Source organism: Geomonas anaerohicana, assembly GCF_016458305.1.
Classification (GTDB): Bacteria; Desulfobacterota; Desulfuromonadia; order Geobacterales; family Geobacteraceae; genus Geomonas; species Geomonas anaerohicana.
Genome location: NZ_JAEMHL010000001.1, coordinates 50303 through 67173, shown reverse-complemented (window position 1 = coordinate 67173; position 16871 = coordinate 50303). Strand labels below are relative to the sequence as shown.

12 protein-coding genes are annotated in these 16871 nt (G+C 63.1%); 3 read left to right on the top strand and 9 right to left on the bottom strand.

The genetic code is table 11. The annotated features are described in order from the left end of the window. The first annotated feature begins 62 nt into the window (after positions 1-62). From JFN91_RS00270 to JFN91_RS00260, 3 genes are all read left to right on the top strand, one after another. Positions 63-911, top strand: coding sequence for a sulfide/dihydroorotate dehydrogenase-like FAD/NAD-binding protein (locus tag JFN91_RS00270; protein WP_199387232.1), 849 nt, complete (start codon positions 63-65; stop codon positions 909-911). Then, positions 908-2317, top strand: a complete 1410-nt coding sequence (gltA, locus tag JFN91_RS00265; RefSeq protein WP_199387231.1) for an NADPH-dependent glutamate synthase — start codon at positions 908-910, stop codon at positions 2315-2317. Before JFN91_RS00270 ends, gltA begins: the two co-directional genes overlap by 4 nt. A gap of 270 nt (positions 2318-2587) precedes the next feature. Further along, a complete protein-coding gene (locus JFN91_RS00260; RefSeq protein WP_199387230.1) occupies positions 2588-3625 on the top strand; it encodes a cytochrome-c peroxidase in 1038 nt (345 codons plus the stop codon). 26 nt (positions 3626-3651) lie between these two features. On the opposite strand, the gene JFN91_RS00255 is transcribed toward JFN91_RS00260, so the two are convergent. From JFN91_RS00255 to JFN91_RS00215, 9 genes are all read right to left on the bottom strand, one after another. Further along, positions 3652-6549, bottom strand: a complete 2898-nt coding sequence (locus JFN91_RS00255) for an ATP-binding protein (RefSeq protein ID WP_199387229.1) — start codon at positions 6547-6549, stop codon at positions 3652-3654. Then, positions 6546-7604 (bottom strand): ABC transporter substrate-binding protein, encoded by a 1059-nt coding sequence (locus tag JFN91_RS00250; protein ID WP_199387228.1) that lies wholly within the window; start codon positions 7602-7604, stop codon positions 6546-6548. Before JFN91_RS00250 ends, JFN91_RS00255 begins: the two co-directional genes overlap by 4 nt. A gap of 235 nt (positions 7605-7839) precedes the next feature. Continuing rightward, entirely contained in the window at positions 7840-9069 is a 1230-nt protein-coding gene (locus tag JFN91_RS00245; RefSeq protein ID WP_199387227.1) for an OmpP1/FadL family transporter, read from the bottom strand. Between the two features lie 113 nt (positions 9070-9182). Then, the gene (corA, locus tag JFN91_RS00240; RefSeq protein WP_199387226.1) at positions 9183-10136 is read right to left on the bottom strand and encodes a magnesium/cobalt transporter CorA; all 954 of its coding nucleotides are present in this window, start codon (positions 10134-10136) and stop codon (positions 9183-9185) included. Positions 10137-10254: 118 nt separating this feature from the next. Next, positions 10255-11274: a uroporphyrinogen decarboxylase gene (hemE, locus tag JFN91_RS00235; protein ID WP_199387225.1), complete on the bottom strand. Its 1020-nt coding sequence runs from the start codon at positions 11272-11274 to the stop codon at positions 10255-10257. A 223-nt stretch (positions 11275-11497) separates the two neighbouring features. After that, complete coding sequence (locus tag JFN91_RS00230) at positions 11498-12574, bottom strand: radical SAM/SPASM domain-containing protein (RefSeq protein ID WP_199387224.1); 1077 nt, start codon at positions 12572-12574, stop codon at positions 11498-11500. Between the two features lie 216 nt (positions 12575-12790). Further along, positions 12791-13546: an ABC transporter permease gene (locus tag JFN91_RS00225; RefSeq protein ID WP_199387223.1), complete on the bottom strand. Its 756-nt coding sequence runs from the start codon at positions 13544-13546 to the stop codon at positions 12791-12793. A 146-nt stretch (positions 13547-13692) separates the two neighbouring features. Next, positions 13693-14619 (bottom strand): ABC transporter ATP-binding protein, encoded by a 927-nt coding sequence (locus tag JFN91_RS00220; RefSeq protein ID WP_199387222.1) that lies wholly within the window; start codon positions 14617-14619, stop codon positions 13693-13695. Positions 14620-14679: 60 nt separating this feature from the next. Next, positions 14680-16860 carry a hybrid sensor histidine kinase/response regulator gene (locus tag JFN91_RS00215; protein WP_199387221.1) on the bottom strand — a complete coding sequence of 727 codons (2181 nt, stop codon included), beginning with the start codon at positions 16858-16860 and terminating at the stop codon, positions 14680-14682. Positions 16861-16871: the final 11 nt, after the last annotated feature.

The following is a 16871-nucleotide window of genomic DNA, read 5'->3' as shown; positions in this document are numbered from 1 at the left end:
GATATCGTATTCACTACGCTAAAACAGCTGCAGCACATACTCTCCTCCAAGAAGGTGACCCAATGTTCGAAGTTGTAAGCAACGAGATTCTCGCGGAAAACCTCCACAAGATGGTGTTGGTCGCTCCCCGGATCGCCAAGGCCAGGAAGGCTGGACAGTTCGTCATGGTCAGGCTGGCTCAGGGCGAAGAACGGATCCCGCTGACCATCGGCGACGCGGACCCGGCCGCCGGGACCATCACCCTGTTCATACAGGCCATCGGCGCCTCGACCCGGAAGATCGTCTCGACCCCGGTCGGCGGCTTCATTCGTGACGTGGCCGGCCCCCTGGGCAAAGAGACCCATATCACCAACTGGGGCCGGGTCGTTTGCGTCGGAGGCGGCGTCGGCACCGCCGTTCTTTTCCCGCTGGTGAAGGCACTGGCCGAGGCAGGCAACGAGATCACCACCATCATCGGCGGGCGCTCGGAGCGCTACGTGATCCTGGCGGACGAACTGGGTGCGCTTTCCAAGAACCTGCTGATCACTACCGAAGACGGCAGCCTGGGCTACAAGGGATTCGTCACCGGTCCCCTTTCCGAGATGATCGCTGACCCGGCCCGTGCACCGCAGGCGGTCTTCGCCGTGGGCCCGGTCCCGATGATGAAAGCAGTGGCCAACCTGACCCGCGAGCCGGGCATCGAGACCATCGTGAGCCTCAACCCGATCATGATCGACGGCACTGGGATGTGCGGCGGCTGCCGCGTCCAGGTGGGCACCGAGACCAAGTTCGCCTGCGTGGACGGGCCCGAGTTCGACGCGCACCTGGTGGACTTCGACGGCCTCTCCGACCGCCTGACCAGCTATCGCAAGGAAGAGGCGGCAAGGCACGCAGCCGAGGGCTGCAAATTGGCTAAGGAGGTAGCAAAGTGAGCAACGACCTGTCCCCCAAAGAGAGGATGGCTATAGATAGGGTGCACATGCCGGAACTGCCGGCTGACGAGCGGAGCACCAATTTCGAAGAGGTGAACCTGGGGCTCTCCGCCGACCAGGCGCTTTCCGAGGCGCAGCGCTGTCTGCAGTGCAAGACCAGGAACTGCGTCGCCGGCTGCCCGGTCGGGGTGTCCATCCCCGAATTCATCGACGCCCTGGCCTGCGACGACCTCCCCAAGGCCGCCAAGATCCTGCGTGGCGACAACGCCCTCCCCGCCGTCTGCGGCAGGGTCTGCCCCCAGGAAACCCAGTGCGAGGCATTGTGCGTGCGCGGCAAGAAAGGCGACGCGGTCGCCATCGGCTACCTGGAGCGCTACGTGGCCGACTGGGCCATGCTGCACCCGGACCGCCTGCTCAAAGAAGCGAAGCCGGAACCGACCGGCAAATCGGTGGCCGTGGTCGGCTGCGGCCCCGCCGGTCTCACCGCGGCCGGTGAACTGGCGCGGATGGGACACCAGGTAACCATCTTCGAGGCGCTGCACGACACCGGCGGCGTACTCCGTTACGGCATCCCGGAATTCCGTCTCCCCAAGGAGATCATCGACTGCGAGGTGGCGGTCCTTGCCGAGCTGGGCGTGACCATCGAGTGCAACGTGATCATCGGCAAGACCCTGACGGTCGCCGAGCTGACCGAGGATTATGACGCCGTCTTCATCGCCAACGGCGCCGGCCTCCCGACCATGCTCAACATCCCCGGGGAGAACCTGAAAGGGGTTTACGCCGCCAATGAATTCCTTACCCGCGTCAACCTCATGGAGGCCGGGCGCAGGGAAGACAGCGCGACGCCGATCCTGCAGCGGGACGAGGTCGCCGTCATCGGCGGTGGCAACACCGCCATGGACTGCGTCAGGACCGCCCGGAGGCTGGGCGCCAAGCGCGCCATGATCATCTACCGCCGTGGCGAGGCGGAGATGCCGGCCAGGATCGAGGAGATCAAGCACGCCAAGGAGGAAGGTGTCGAGTTCGTCATGCTCACCGCCCCCATCGCCATCGTCGACACCGAGGACGGCTGGGTCTCGGCGCTGCGCTGCCAGAAGATGGAACTGGGCCCGGCAGACGATTCCGGCCGCCGCCGTCCGCAGCCGGTGGCAGGGTCGGAATTCGACATCCCGGCGGGCATCGTCATCAACGCGGTCGGCACCAACGCCAATCCGCTCCTTACCGCCACTGCGCCTGATCTCAAGCTGAACAAGTGGGGCAACGTCGTGGCAGATGAAGAGGGGCAGACCAGCATCCCCGGCGTCTTCGCCGGCGGCGACATCGTCAGGGGCGGCGCGACCGTCATCCTGGCCATGGGGGACGGCAAGCGCGCCGCAGCCGCCATCAACGAGTACCTCAAGCGCTGATACCTGCGCAGATGATGTGAAACAACGAAGGGGGCCGCAAGGCCCCCTTTCTTTTGGTTCATTCCCGGGAGGGGGACTGGCTCTGCCAAGTGCCTGTCCCCTTAGTACTTGGGGTGCGGCTAAGCTGATAGGAGCGTCCCGCGAGAGGGACTGGCACCTAACGGAGCCAGTCCCTTCTGCAACGTCCCTCCCCCACCTACCTGGTTGACAGCGTCCACGCACTAAGTACCTTTTAATGGTTTGCCAATCCACCGCTAAACTGGAGGCCACATGAAAAGGATGCTTTTGTTGCTGCTCGTGCCGCTTTGCCTCTGCCACACCGCCTTTGCCGCGGATGACCTGATGTCGCGCGCCAACAAGCTGTTCAAGCCGATCCCCACCAAGGCCCCTCCCCTCAAGGAGAACCCGGCCACGGCGGCGAAGCTCGAATTGGGCAAGAAGCTCTTTTTCGATCCGCGCCTTTCCTCCTCGCAACTCATCAGCTGCAACACCTGCCACAACGTGGGGCTGGGCGGAGCCGACCTCCAGGAGACGTCAACGGGACACGGCTGGCAGAAGGGGCCGCGCAACTCCCCCACCGTGTTCAATGCAGTCTTCGACGCGGCACAGTTCTGGGACGGCCGGGCCAAGGACCTGCAGACCCAGGCCAAGGGGCCGGTGCAGGCGGCGGTCGAAATGAACAGCAATCCTGAACTGGTGGTGAAGACCCTGAAGAGCATCCCCGGCTACGCGCCGCTGTTCAAGGCCGCCTTCCCCCGGGCCACCGACCCCATCACTTTTGACAACATGGCGCGGGCCATCGAAGTGTTCGAGGCGACCCTGCTCACCCCGGACTCCCCGTTCGACCGCTTCCTGAAGGGTGACGCAGCCGCCTTGAGCGCCAGGGAGAAGCGGGGACTGCGCATCTTCATGGACAAGGGGTGTGCCCCGTGCCATGCCGGCACCAACGTGGGCGGCCTCGACTACTACCCCTTCGGCGTCAGGGAAGCTCCGACTACCGAGATCCGCCCTGCCGGCGATACCGGCCGTTTCATGGTCACCAACACGGAGAGCGACCGCTACGTCTTCAAGGCCCCTTCCCTGCGCAACGTTGCCGTGACCCAGCCTTATTTCCATTCCGGCAAGGTCTGGAAGCTGCACGATGCGGTGACCGTTATGGGCTCTGCTCAACTGGGAGTGAAGCTGAAGGATGGCGAAGTGGAGGACACGGTTGCTTTTCTGAAGGCGTTGACCGGAAGGCAACCCAGGCTTTCCTACCCGCTGCTGCCGGGAAGTTCCGATGACACGCCCCACCCTCAGCTCAAGTGAGGGCAGGGACGCGGGGGATGTGAGTGTTATGGTGACGGGTCAGGGTCGACCTGGCCCAGCACCTGCTTCAGGGACACGAGGTCGTACGGCTTCTGGATGAACTGGGCGCCCTGGTGTCCGGACAGGCGCCTCGCCTCTTCTGCCGCGCTGAAACCGCTGGAGAGGACGATGCGCACGTCGGGGCGGATGCTGCGCAGGTGTTCCGCGGCGGTCATGCCGTCCATCTGGGGCATGGAAAGGTCCATGATCACCACCCCGATCTCCTCGGCATGCTCACGGAACAGGGCCACTGCCTCGGGGCCGTCCGAGGCGACCATGGTGCGGTACCCAAGCCCGCGCAGCATGGCCCGACATACCAGGCGCACCATCTCCTCGTCGTCCACGATCAGTACCATCGTTCCCTCAGGCTCATGCTCTTCGACCACCGCGGGCGCCGCGGCGCCGCCCGAAGGAAGCTCCCTGACGTCCCCCTGCCTGGCCACTGCCCGTTCCAGTACGCTGCCTCGCGCTACCCCCCTCCCCTGCTCCGCCTGTGCCACCTCGCTCATGCTAGTGACGGCTGCTGCAGCGAGCGGGAAAAGGACCTGCACCCTGGTGCCGCCCCCGGGTTCGCTATGCACGAAGATGGCACCTCCATGCCCCCTGACGATGCCCTGTACCGCTGACAGCCCCAGCCCCCGTCCGGTGAACTTGGTGGAGAAGAACGGATCGAACATGCGCTCGCGGGTGGCCTGATCCATGCCGCAACCGTCGTCGGCAACCTCGACCGACAGGAATCTGCCCGGCTGCGGCTTTTGCTCCAGGCGGCTGTGCGCCAGTTGCGCCACGCCGTAGTCGGCCAGCCCGGTCGCAACCGTAATCGCTCCCCCCTCCCCCGCCGCCTCGATGGCGTTGGTGACCAGGTTCACGATCACCTGCTGCATCTGCCCCGGGTCCGCCTCCAGGAGCGGCAGCCCCGGCTGCAGCTGGACCGCAAAAGTGGCCCCCTTGCGCAGGGATGCCTTCATCAGGTCCACGTTCTCCCCCACCAGCCGGTTCAGGTCCACCAGCTTGACGCTGTACCCCCCCTTCCCGGAGTAAGCCAGCATCTGCCTGGTCAGGTCCCCTGCCCTCTTGGTCGCCTGGTGTGCGTTCTCCAAGTACTTGATGGCCGGACTGTCCGGCTCCAGCACGTGGCGCACCAGTTCGACGTTGCCGCCGATGGCCATGAGCAGGTTATTGAAATCGTGGGCGATGCCGCCGGCCAGCACGCCGAGGCTCTCCAGCTTCTGGGTGTGGAGCAGCTGCCGCTCCAGTTCCCCGCGCTCCAATTCCGCCTGCCGCCTGTCGGTGACGTCCTCGCCGGAGCACAACACGCCCTGGATGTTGCCCTCCTCGTCCCGCATCAGGATGTTGTGCCAGGAGATGAGCCGCTCCCCCTTGTCGCGGGTCAGGATCCGGTTCTCGTAGAACTCGAGGAGTTGCTGTTCACCACGCATCAGGGCATCAAAAATCTCACGGATCTTCTTCCTCTGTTCGCGAGGAATGAAGTTGTCAAACCAGTTCAGACCGAGAGGCTCTCCCTGCACCATGCCCAAAAGCTGGGTTCCCGCCCTGTTGATCATCCTGATGCATCCGTCGCTTCCCAGCAGGAGCAGCATGGCACCCGCCAAATCGAGGTAGCGCCGCGCGTTCTCCTTCTCCTGGCGCAGTTCCCTGGTCCTGTCGGCCACCTCCCGCTCCAGGTCCTGGTGCGAGTCCTCGATGCGCCTGGCCATGCTGTTGAAGGCCGTGGCAAGATCCGCGATCTCCTGCGGCACCCCGCTTTTTGCCTCCGTGCGCGCCGACAGGTCGCCGCGCTCCAGGGCCAGCACGGTATTTCTCAGCTCCCGGATCGGCCCGGCCACCCGTCCTCCCCCCCAACCCGCCAGAATCAGCGCGATGGCAATCATGACCAGACCGAACATTGCGGCACGCGCAGTGGTGGAGACCAGCGGCGCAAAGGCCTTTTGGTGGTCTATCGCCACAGCGATCCCCCACCCCTGCGCCACCCCCAGGGGCACGTAGCGGTACGCGGCGAGGATCTGGCGCCCGTCGTCGAGGGTTTCCAGCCGGGAGGACTCGGTCATGGTCATTGCCTGCCGTGACAGTCTTGCCAGCAGCGGGTCCTGTGCCGGCAGGTCCGGCTTGTGTTCCGGCACCGACGCCAACAACTCCCCCTGTGCCCCGACCAGGATCATCTGGTTCCCTTCGGCATCGGCCACTCCCGGCAGCAGCGCCAGCGCCTCCAGGCTCTGTTGCGGCCTGGTTACGCTGACCAGGACCGCCGGCACCTCCCCCGTTTCCCGCCCGACCCGGTCCCGGATCACAATTTGCCGCGAGATCAGGATCACCGGATGGCCGTTCCCCCAGGCGGTGCCGATCTGCTCTGCAGCTCCCACCGTGAAAGCCACTTTCAGGAACTCGCCGTAACGGTAGCGACTCCCGATCTGATCCGACTCGCTGGCGGCGATAATCTTGCCGTCGGGCGCTATCAGCGCCAGGCTGTCATAGCAATCGGGGGAGGTCCGCTTGAGGGTGGACAGATGCTGGCACAGGAACCGGACCCGGTCCTGGGGAGGGATCGCCGAGGCGGCTTCCTGGTCCAGCAGGGCCGCGGTCGCACCGACGAAATCGTAGGAATTGGCCACCACCGCCAGTTCGGTACGGCGCGAGGCGAGCCAGGTGAGGATCGACTGCTTCTTGTGATCGGCGGCGTTCTCCAGGGCATGGACGATCTCCGCCTCCTTGAGCCCGTGGATACCGACGATCCCCAGCCATGGAGCCCCGTACACCAGTACCAGGATCAGGGCGCCGCACCCTAGCACCGAAAGCACGCTGAAATAGGCGATGACCCGCTCGCGGATGCCCGACAGCCTGGTTGGTCTCTGGCCCGCGGCGCTCATGGCCGGTACTCGAACTCACCCACCCGGTAGCGCTGGGGGGACTTCAATACCTGCTGCAGTCCGTCATAGGCAAAGGCATGCTCCACCCTCTGGTACGTGGCATCCTGCGGAAGCTTCCCCTGGCGCTTCAGGAAATCGAACTCGTCCTTTAGGGGAAGGTGTCCCGGGAGTCGGACGATAACGGGCGCCGCCGGCACATCGAGAATCTCGCGGCGCGTGATCTCGATGACATGGCCTTGCGCCAGTTTCCGGTGGCGCGGGCTCAACGCCGTGCGGTCAGTTTCCGCCCAGAGCGCAGCCTGCTGCAGATTGGTGTTGCTTTTGCGCATCCAGTTCAGCGCGCGCACCAATCCGGCGGCAAGTGCCAATGCAGCCTGCGGGTCATTGCGTACCAACTGCGCCGATATCACGAAGAAGTCGCTGCTGGCGCCCCGGAACAGCACCCGCGCCTCGGTGTTTTTGGTGAGCGCCAGGGTCGGTGCCGGCTCCCCGGCGGAAAAGGCGTCCACCTTGCCGGACTCGAGGGCCGCGGGCATGGCGTCGATATCCATGGGGACCAAGGTGACATCCCGTTCGAGAAGGCCAACACTCGCCAGCGCCTGCAGCAGGGTATGGTGCGCCGACGATCCCTCCGCGTATGCAACCCGCTTTCTTTTCAACTGCGCCAGCAGAGCGATGTTGCGCCCCACCAGGGAGGTGAAGGTCTTCTTCGCCACCCCCACCACGCATATCCCGGTCCGCAGCGCCATCCCGATGGTCGACATGTCGCCCACAATGGCGGCGCTCAGCGAGTTACCCATGAGAGGTACCATCTCGCTTCCCTTGCGGAAGGGGACGAATTTCAGGAGGTAGCCGGCCGCTTCCAGTTCCCGCTTCAGGATGGCGTCGTGCTCCAGCGCCGCCCCGATCATGGCCGCCGGGTATCCCAAAGGCTGCACGCCGACTTCGATCACGGCCGGCTGGCCGGAAGGGGAGGGGGCCGCGTTCGCTTGATCCCACGGCACGAGGACCAGGACGAGCAGAATGAGGATGTGGCAACGTACTGTCAACAGCATGAAAGTGCTCTCTCAAAACAGGCTGCGGAGCATCAAGCTTCGTCCAAAATCAGGCACCGGAGCGGGTCGAGTCAGTTTAAGGTGGGGCTAAACAGAGTATGAATCTGGTTCATGTATCGGCGAATAAAGATGGCACTTGAGGTTTAAGTTCGGGGAGGCGGTGCAAAGGGAAGGTGCGGTGGTGGTGGGGAAAAATCAACGCCGCCCCCCGGCGGGAGAGCGGCGTTGGTCGCGGTTACATGAAGTGCCAGATCAGGCCCAGATCGTAGGAGGTTTCCCTGACCTTGGACCCGAAAGCGAAGGTGCCGCTGGAATCGGTCTCGCTCATGCTGTTGTCGAGGGCGCACATCCCGCCGACATGGCCTTCAAACCTGCTGGAGAACTGGTATCCGACACCGAAGGTGAAATGATGCTCCGCGATGGCGGGGAAGCCGATCATGCGCAGGTACTCGTAGGAAAGGGTCGGCAGCGTGTTCCCCTGGACCGTGATGGTCCCGGCGGCGTCGAACCCCTTGTGCAGCCTGACCGGGCTCTTGCCGTAGTTGTACCCCAGGCGCAGGGTGAGGCCTTCGGGGTCCTTGTACTGCAGCCCCAGGGCGTAGACCCACTGGTTCTTCCAGTCGAAATCCTTGTACCCCTCGGCATCCTGCCAGTTGAGCCACTTCACATCGGTTTCGACCAGGAGCTCGTCGTTGGGACGCCAGGCGACACCTGCGGATGCGGTCCGCGGCGACTCCATGCTCAACTCCCGCTTCTGCAGACCGCTGCCGAAGTCGGTGACGTTTTTGTGCGAGATCTTCTCGGGCGTGGTGTAGCTCGCCCCCAGCGAGAAGGAGCCGAGGCGATACAGCGCCCCGAACTGCTCCCCGAACCCGTAGTTGTGCGCGGTTCCCTGGCCGAGGTCGAGCGAACCGTAGAGCAGGTGCATCGAGGTGCCGATGGAAAAGTCAGGCGTCACCAGGAAGGCGATGTTGGGTGCGAATTTGAGGATCTGCAGCTGGGTGTAGATGTCCCCCTCGCTGCCTGGATTGCCCTGGTTGAGGTCGATCCCCTTGTTGCGGTAATCGACCCCCATGCCGGTGATGCCGAACATGCCCAGGCCGAAGCGCAGGCGGTCACTGATGGGGGTAATCATGCCGACCGCCGGGATGACGAAGGGCCTCATGTCGCTTTTGGCGGTGGTGCTGGTGGGGCCGACCCTTACCGTGGCCTTGACGGAGGGATCGTAGACGGTGGAGGCGAAGACGAACTCGCTCCCCGGGCAGTAGGGGCCCATGCAGACCGCGGCGGGGTTGGCGAAGATGGCGCTGATGGCATCCTGCGGCGCCGCGACGCCGGCGCCGCCCATGGCGCGGGAGGCCGGAGCCACGCCGATCAGGGTGTCCCCGTTGGTTGCCCGGGCTTCGGGTAAGGAAAAGGAAAGTACCAGTGCTGCCGCCGCTGCCAGGACCGCTCTCTTTGCCATAGGACCGCCTCATTTAATTAGACTTAGGCAGTCTTATAGCACTTTTCTTACAGAGAGTAAATCATCCATTTATTCGTATACAGCAGACAAGGCCATACAGTATCGACTGCTTGTTACAACCATCCCTTGCGCTTGAAGTACCAGTAGGGCGCGAAGCCGGAGATGAGCATCAGCAGCAGGGCCCAGGGGTAGCCGAGCGGCATCTTGAGCTCGGGCAGGAACTCGAAGTTCATGCCGTAGATGCTGGCCACCAGGGTAGGGGGGAGGAAGACCACCGCGGCGATGGAGAAGATCTTGATGATCTGGTTCTGCTCGATGTTGATGAAGCCCTGGGTGGAGTCCATCAGGAAGTTGATCTTGTCGAACAGGAAGGTGGTGTGCGACATCAGGGTCTCGACGTCGCGCGCGATCTCCCTCAGGGTCTCGCTCTGGTCGGTGCGGTCGCGCAGGTGGCGCAACAGGAACGAGATGTCCCGCTGGGTATCCATCAGGCAGAGGCGGATCTTCCCGTTGCTGTCCTCCAGCCGGGCCAGTTTGCCGATGGCGTCCTCGAGTTCGGACTTGTCGTCTTCGAGCACCATGTGGCTCACCCCTTCGAGCTGGCGGTGGATGTCCTCCAGGGTGTCCGCGTGGTTCTCCACCTTCTGGTCCAGCAGGATGACCAGTAGTTCGGCGGGGGAGCGGCACTCGACATGCCCGCGGCGGGCACGCATGCGCAACAGGCGGAAGTCGGCGAGATCCCCCTCGCGAATGGTGATCAGGTGGTTTTGCTGCAGGATGCAGGCGACGGTGAGCGTCATGTGACGCCCTTCGCTCTGGGAGAGGAACAGCGGGTGCACGTGAATCCCGGCCGAGTCCACGAAGCAGCGGGCCGAGATCTCGATCTCGTCGACCTCGTCCGACTCCGGGATGTCGGTGTGCAGCAGCAGCTCGAGGAGATCCCTCTCCTCGTCGTCCGGTTCGTGCGCGTCGATCCAGTCGGCCTTGAGGATCTGGTTCGGGAGGTCTTCCCTCTGGGACTCCATCTCCTTGATGAGCCCGTTATCTATCTTGAAAAGCCTAAGCATGATGCGCTCCTGGCTGGTCCGGCGCCATGTGCCGGCCGTGGCTGCACGGCCGCCGGATCCTTTTACGGGGTCAACAAAAAGGGCGGCCTCGTCGGCCGCCCTTGTCTGTGGTCCAGAATTATTTCTGCGTCAGGCGGTGCACGCAGTCGACCATGAAGATCGCGTTTTCCGGCGGGACGGTGGGGAGGATGCCGTGGCCCAGGTTGAAGATGAGGCCCGGCCTGCCGGCGTTCTCGTCCAGCACGCGCTTCACTTCGCGCTCGATGATCTCCTTGGGGGCGAAGAGCACGGTCGGGTCGAGGTTGCCCTGTACCGCCATGTCGCCCAGGATGTCGCGGGCCTTGCCCAGGTTGACGTGCCAGTCGAGACCCATGACGTCGCCGCCGGCCTCTTTGACGATCTCCAGCATGGTGCCGGCGCCCTTGACGAAGTGGATGACCGGGACGTTGGTGCGGTTCAGGCCGTTGATGAGGCGCTGGGTGTAGGGGAGGACGTAGCGCTCGTAGTCGGACGGGGAGAGCATGCCGCCCCAGGTGTCGAAGATCTGGATGGCCTGCGCGCCGGCAGCGATCTGGGCGTTCAGGTACTCCATGTCCATGGTGGTGATCTTGTCCATCAGGGCCGCGTAGACTTCCGGCTCGGCGTACATCATCTTCTTGAGGGCGGCGAAGTCCTTGGAGCCCTTGCCCTCGACCATGTAGCAGGCGAGGGTGAACGGCGCACCGCCGAAGCCGATCAGCGGCACCTTGGCAGCGAGCTCTTTGCGGAGCAGTTTGACGGCGTCCAGCACGTAGGGGACGTCGGTCTCCATTTTCGGGATCTTGAGCGCCTCGACGTCGGCCATGGTGCGGATCGGCTTGGTGAAGACGGGACCCGGGGTGAAGTCGAGTTCCATGCCCATCGGCTCGATCGGGGTCAGGATGTCGGAGAAGAGGATGGCGGCGTCGACGCCCAGGATGTCCACCGGCTGAATGGTCACTTCAGCGGCGAGTTCCGGGGTCTTGCACAGTTCCAGGAAGGTGCATTTGGAGCGGACGCGCATGTAGTCGGGGAGATAACGGCCAGCCTGGCGCATAAGCCATACGGGCACTCGGTCAACCGGCTTACCCCAACAAGCGTCTAAAAAACGAGTATTCATAGTAATCCTCCTGGGTGAAATATTTTCGTATCTCTTCAGTGCATGGCAGTGCCCCCTCCACCCTGGCGGGAGGGGAGGGGGGAGGCTTAAAGTCCCCCTTTGCGAAGGGGGATTTAGGGGGATTTGCTTTTACGCGGGGAGAATCAAATCCCCCCCGGCCCCCCTTTGACAAGGGGGAAGTGGTATAGGGGTTCAACGTAGAACGTTGAACGTTGAACGGCCGTTAGTCCTTCTGCTTTCTCTGCACCTTGATGGGCACGTAGTTGCAGAACGGTTCTTCTTCCATGTAGTCGCCGTACACCGCATCGGCGCGGGCGCGGCAGCCGCCGCAGACGTTGAGGTACTCACACTCGCCGCACTTCCCTTTGTAGGCTTTGAAGTCGCGCAGGTCCTTGAAGATCTCGGAGTTTTCCCAGAGCTCCTTGAACGGGGTTTCCTTCACGTTGCCGGCGGTCCTGTGGAAGTAGGAGCAGGGCTTCAGGTTGCCGAAGCAGTCGATGAGGCAGATGGTCTGCGCTGCGATGCACCCCTTGCCGCCGCCGGTGGAGAAGGTGAGCGAACGGCGCTCGAACTTCTCGCCTTCCGCCTTGGCCTTCTGCGGCACGATGCGGTAGTAGTGCGGCGCGCAGGTGGGACGCATGAGGATGTCGTCCTCCATCTTCTCCTGGTGGTAGTGCCAGTCCAGGATCTCCTCGTAGTCTTCCTTGGAGATGAGCTCGCTCATGATCTCCTCGCCGCGGCCGGTCGGGACGATCATGAACATGTACCAGGCGGTGGCGCCGATGGACTTGGCCACCTTGAAGGTGTTGGCGATGTCGGTCTGGTTCCTCTTGGTGAAGGAGGAGTTGATCAGGAACTTCTGGCCATGCTTTCTGAACAGCTCGGCCGCCTTCATGACGCCCTCGAAGGCGCCCGGGCACTGGCGGAAGTCGTCGTGGACCTCGGCGCAGGAGCCGTCCAGGGAAAGCGACACCATCTTGATGTCGGCCTTTTTCATCTTTTCGCAGACCTCGTCGGTGACCAGCGAGCCGTTGGTCGCCATGCACATCCTGAGGCCCAGCGAAGTGCCGTACTCCGCCAGTTCGAAGATATCCGGCCTCATCAGCGGCTCGCCGCCGGAGAGAACCACGACCGGCTTGGAGAAGTCGGCGATTTCCTTCAAGAGCTTCTTGCCTTCCTCGGTGGTGAAGTCACCTTCCGACGAAGTCATCTCGGACGAGCAGCGGCAGTGCACGCATTTGAGGTTGCAGCGCTGGGTGGTTTCCCAGGCGATCCATTTGGGTACGAACTCTTCGGCCATGGTATCTCCAATAGTTACCCTGGAAAGCGTTGCGATGCGGCGGGGGGCTAATCGACTCGGGCAGGGAACGAATTCACGCCAAAAACGGTTTGCTCAGCGACAAGGTACGCTCGGTTTGCCGGCTTCGCGACACGGCGTCCGAAGCGGGCATCCAGGAGGTAAAAAGTTTACTGCAAACTTTACTATGAATGACTCGGGAAACTCAAGAAGAATCGCTTATTCCGCCATCTTGCGGTTGAAGGTGTATACGGCGATAGTGAAACAGGCGGCGGCAGTCAGCAACAGGTTCACCAGGTACTGTGACGGGATCGCTCCTGTGAGGAGCGCATCGCGCGCTCCTTCGAATACAGCGGTGGTGGGAAGAAGCTGTATCAGCGGCAGGATGGATGAAGGATAGGATGAAAGCGGGAAGAAGATGCCCGCCATGAATATCAGCGGCACTATGACCACCGACTGCACCCGTCCGATGTTTTCCGGCTTGTCTATGACTGTCCCGCAGATGGTGCCGAGGCAGGAAAAGGTCATCGATGACAGTGCGATGCACAAAAGGTACACCGGCAAATGAGTGTAGTCGATGCGGAAGGGGGTGAGGGCGAGGATGACCAGGAAGACCACGGTCCCCTTGACCGCGCCCTGGGAGAAGCCGGAGAAGATCTTGCCGATGACGATGTCGTACACGGTGACGGGGGTGACCCGGTACTCCTCGATGGTGCGCTGCACCTTGCGGTGGAACCACATGCTCCAGGAGCTCTCGTCGAAGGCCGCGTTGACCGCCGTCATCGAGATGAGGCCCGGTGCGATGAAGAGAGGGTAGGGGACGCCGTTCACGTCGGTGATGTACCCCTTGAGGCCGAAGCCGAAGGCGAGGTAGAGGGTAAGCGGGTAGGCGATCACGGAGACCAGCTCCGAGACAATGCTGCGCCTCATGACCCGCATGTCCCTGCCCCAGATGGAAAAAGCGCCTTTGAACACCGACACCTCCGTTCAACGTTCAACGTTCAACGTTTCGCGCCCGCTGGGCGCGGCACCTCCGCAGGCAAGGGACCGCGCCGTCACGTTGCCGCCGCGGCTTAGGAAAATCCGTTTCAAACATCCAACGTTGAACGTTGAACCGCCTCTTATTCCCTGACCTTCTCCCCCGTCAGCGAGATGAACACGTCCTCCAGGGTCGGCTCCTTCAGGCAGATGCGGCGGATGTCGGAGCCGGAGAGGTGGTCCATGAGCGGCTTTATCGACTCTTCATCGGCCAACGTGATCTGGAACAGGCTGCCGTCGCGCTCGACCCCCTTGACGAAGGGAAGCCCGGCCAGCACCTCCTGGTAGCGGTCGGCGTCATTGCGGAACTCGACCTGGTAGGTGTGGGCCCGGGAGAAGGCGTCCTTCAACTGCGCGGCGGTGCCGTCGGCCAGACACGTGCCGTGATCCATGATCATGATCCGGTCGCACAAGGCATCGGCTTCGTCCATGTAGTGGGTGGTCAGAAAGACGGTCATGGTCCGGCGCAGGCCGCGGATGTGGTCCCACAGGGAGCGCCGGGACTGCGGGTCCAGGCCGGTGGTAGGCTCGTCGAGGAAGAGGACCCGCGGCTCGTGCACCAGGGCGCGCGCCACCACCAGGCGGCGCTGCATGCCGCCGGAGAAGGTATCGGGAAAGTCGTGCTGGCGCCCGGCGAGCCCGGTCATCTCCAGCAGTTGGTCGATGCGCGGGTTGTAGGCGGCGGGGCGCATGCCGTGCAGCCTGGCATGCAGGGCCAGGTTCTCGCGCGCGGTCAGGTAGCGGTCCAGGTTGTTTTCCTGCGGTACCACGCCGATCACCCGGCGCACCTCCTTGCCCGCGGTGAGGACGCTGTGTCCCTCGACGAAGGCGTCGCCGAGGGTAGGGCGCATCAGGGTGGTGAGAATCTTGATCAGGGTGGTCTTGCCGGCGCCGTTTGGTCCCAAGAGCCCGAAGACGGTGCCGCGCTGCACCTGCAGCGAGAAGGCATCCACCGCCGTAAAGCCGTCGTAGCTCTTGGTGATGTCATGCAAGGTAATGGCGAAGTTCATAACCCACCCTTACGGGGATAAAAGGGATAACAGGGATAAAAGCCAGTAAAAGCCTTTGGGTTATCGGGTGTTATCCCCTTTATCCCTTTTATCCCTGTTAATTAGTGGGAAAAGCAGCGAGAAGGTGCTGCCGCCGCCTGCAGCATCCTCCACCCAGACCACCCCCTCGTGGGCGTCCATGATGCCGCGCACGATGGAGAGGCCGAGCCCCGACCCCTTGGACATGAAGGCGGTGTCGCCGGAGGAGTGGTGCGCGATGTCGCCGACGCCGTAGAACTTGTCGAAGATCCTGACCCGCTCGTCGGCGGGAATCCCGATGCCGTTGTCCCTTACCTGCAACAGGTAATAGTTCTGGGCGTTGGCGATGTTGTTCGGGAATGCGGAGTAGAACTGGCGCAGGGTGGGGGTCATCTCCTTCAACTGCGCATGCTTCACGACCCGCCCGGAAAGCCGCACTTCGCCCCCGTCGTGGGTGAACTTGATCGCGTTTTCCAGAAGGTTCCGAATCGCCAGGGTGACGAAACCCTCGTCGACCGGCACGTCGGCCTCGTCCCCGCCGATATTCACCGTGATGTGCCGCTCGGAGAGCGGCAGCACGAAGAGGTTGTGCACCTCGCGGCAGACGTGCATCAGGCTGGCCGGCTTCTTCTGGGCCAGCGGCCCCTGCGCCTCGATCCTGGAGATGGAAAGAAGATCCTCGACCAGCTTTCTGAGCTGCACCGTCCCTTCGTACACCGAGGCGAGGATGCTGTGCTGCTCCGGCGTCATCGGGATTCCGGAATACTTCAGCAGGAACTCGGCCCCCCCCATGATGGAGGTGATGGGCGTCTTCAGCTCGTGCGAGGCGATGCCGATGAAGTTGTTCTTGGCCGTGTTGAGCCGCCCCAGCTCGATGTTGGCCCGCTTCACCTTCTGCAGGTTTTCCTTGAGCTCCATCTTGCTCTTGTAGAGCTCCTCGGCCTTCTCCTTCATCTTGTCGTAGAGGCTGTAGTTGTCGATGAGGACGGCGAGCTGACCGGCGATGGAGCAGAGGAGAAACACGTCGCGGTCGCTGTAGCTGCGCCCGGACAGCGTCCCCACCGTCATCACCCCCATCACTTCCTGGCCTATCTTCAAGGGGACCGTGCACCAGGAGTGCAACCCCATGGCGACGGCAGCCTTTTTCGCCTTGTCCGGGAAGCGCGCATCCGGCTCCTCCCCCAAAAACGGCCGCCCGCTCTGCGCCAGCCGGTTCCACTCCTCATCGGGAGAGAGCGACTTCATCGCTTTTTCGAAGGCGGGGGTGAGCCCCAGCGAGGCGCGCATCCTCAGGCGCTCGCTTTCAAAGAGGTGGATGCAGGAGAAATCCATCTGCAGCATGTTGTGCAGCTGGAACAGGAGGTCCCCCATCACCTTCTCCACCCCCTTGGTGTACTGCAGGCGGAAGGCAACGGCGTAAAGGGTAAGGAGTTCGCGGTCGCTGGTCCGCTTCTCCTCTTCGACCTCGCGCCGCTTGGTGATGTCCTTGATGATGTGGACGAAGCCGCGGTCGTTCCCTTCGATGCGCATGGGGTAGCTGGTCACGTTGTACCAGCCGCTCAGGTTGGGGAAGCGGACATCCTCGTCGGCTTCGCCCTGGCTGTGCAGGAAGCGGAAGACCTGTCCCTCGGGCTGCTCCGCTCCAAAGAAGATCTCGTCGATGCGCTTGCCGAGCACCGCGTCGTACCCGCCCGGGAAATAGGAGGTCACCCGGCCGTTGCAGCGGGAGATGACCCCTTCGGCGTCGGTGATGATGATCAGGTCGGAAACGGCATCGAATACCGATTCCCACTCCGCCTTGCCGCGGCGTACCTTGTCCTGTGTCTGCCGGTGCGTCCGGCGTTCCGCCGCTTCGCGCAGTTCGCGTTCCACCACCGGCACCAGGCGGGCAAGGTTCCCCTTCATCAGGTAGTCGTTGGCCCCGGACTTCATGGCGGCGACGGCGAGGTCCTCGCCAATCTTGCCGGAGACGATGATGAACGGGAGGTCCTGGCCGCTTTCGTGCAGCACCTGCAGCGCCCCCAGGGCGTCGAAGGAGGGCATGCTGTAATCGGAGATGACGACGTCCCACGTCCCCTCTTCCAGTGCGCGCCGCATCGCCTCGGCGGTCTCCACCCTCAGGTGCTCCAGTTGGTAACCGCCGCGCATCAACTCGCGGACCAGAAGCAGGCTGTCTTCCTGGGAATCCTCAACCAGCAGAACTTTAAGCTCTTTTGACGACATAGCTAAACCTA

Coding starts and splice junctions, on each gene's coding strand:
- JFN91_RS00270 (WP_199387232.1), top strand. CDS start 63: ATGTTCGAAGTTGTAAGCAACGAGATTCTCGCGGAAAACCTCCACAAG.
- JFN91_RS00260 (WP_199387230.1), top strand. CDS start 2,588: ATGAAAAGGATGCTTTTGTTGCTGCTCGTGCCGCTTTGCCTCTGCCAC.
- JFN91_RS00255 (WP_199387229.1), bottom strand. CDS start 6,549: ATGAGCGCCGCGGGCCAGAGACCAACCAGGCTGTCGGGCATCCGCGAG.
- JFN91_RS00250 (WP_199387228.1), bottom strand. CDS start 7,604: ATGCTGTTGACAGTACGTTGCCACATCCTCATTCTGCTCGTCCTGGTC.
- JFN91_RS00245 (WP_199387227.1), bottom strand. CDS start 9,069: ATGGCAAAGAGAGCGGTCCTGGCAGCGGCGGCAGCACTGGTACTTTCC.
- corA (WP_199387226.1), bottom strand. CDS start 10,136: ATGCTTAGGCTTTTCAAGATAGATAACGGGCTCATCAAGGAGATGGAG.
- hemE (WP_199387225.1), bottom strand. CDS start 11,274: ATGAATACTCGTTTTTTAGACGCTTGTTGGGGTAAGCCGGTTGACCGA.
- JFN91_RS00230 (WP_199387224.1), bottom strand. CDS start 12,574: ATGGCCGAAGAGTTCGTACCCAAATGGATCGCCTGGGAAACCACCCAG.
- JFN91_RS00220 (WP_199387222.1), bottom strand. CDS start 14,619: ATGAACTTCGCCATTACCTTGCATGACATCACCAAGAGCTACGACGGC.
- JFN91_RS00215 (WP_199387221.1), bottom strand. CDS start 16,860: ATGTCGTCAAAAGAGCTTAAAGTTCTGCTGGTTGAGGATTCCCAGGAA.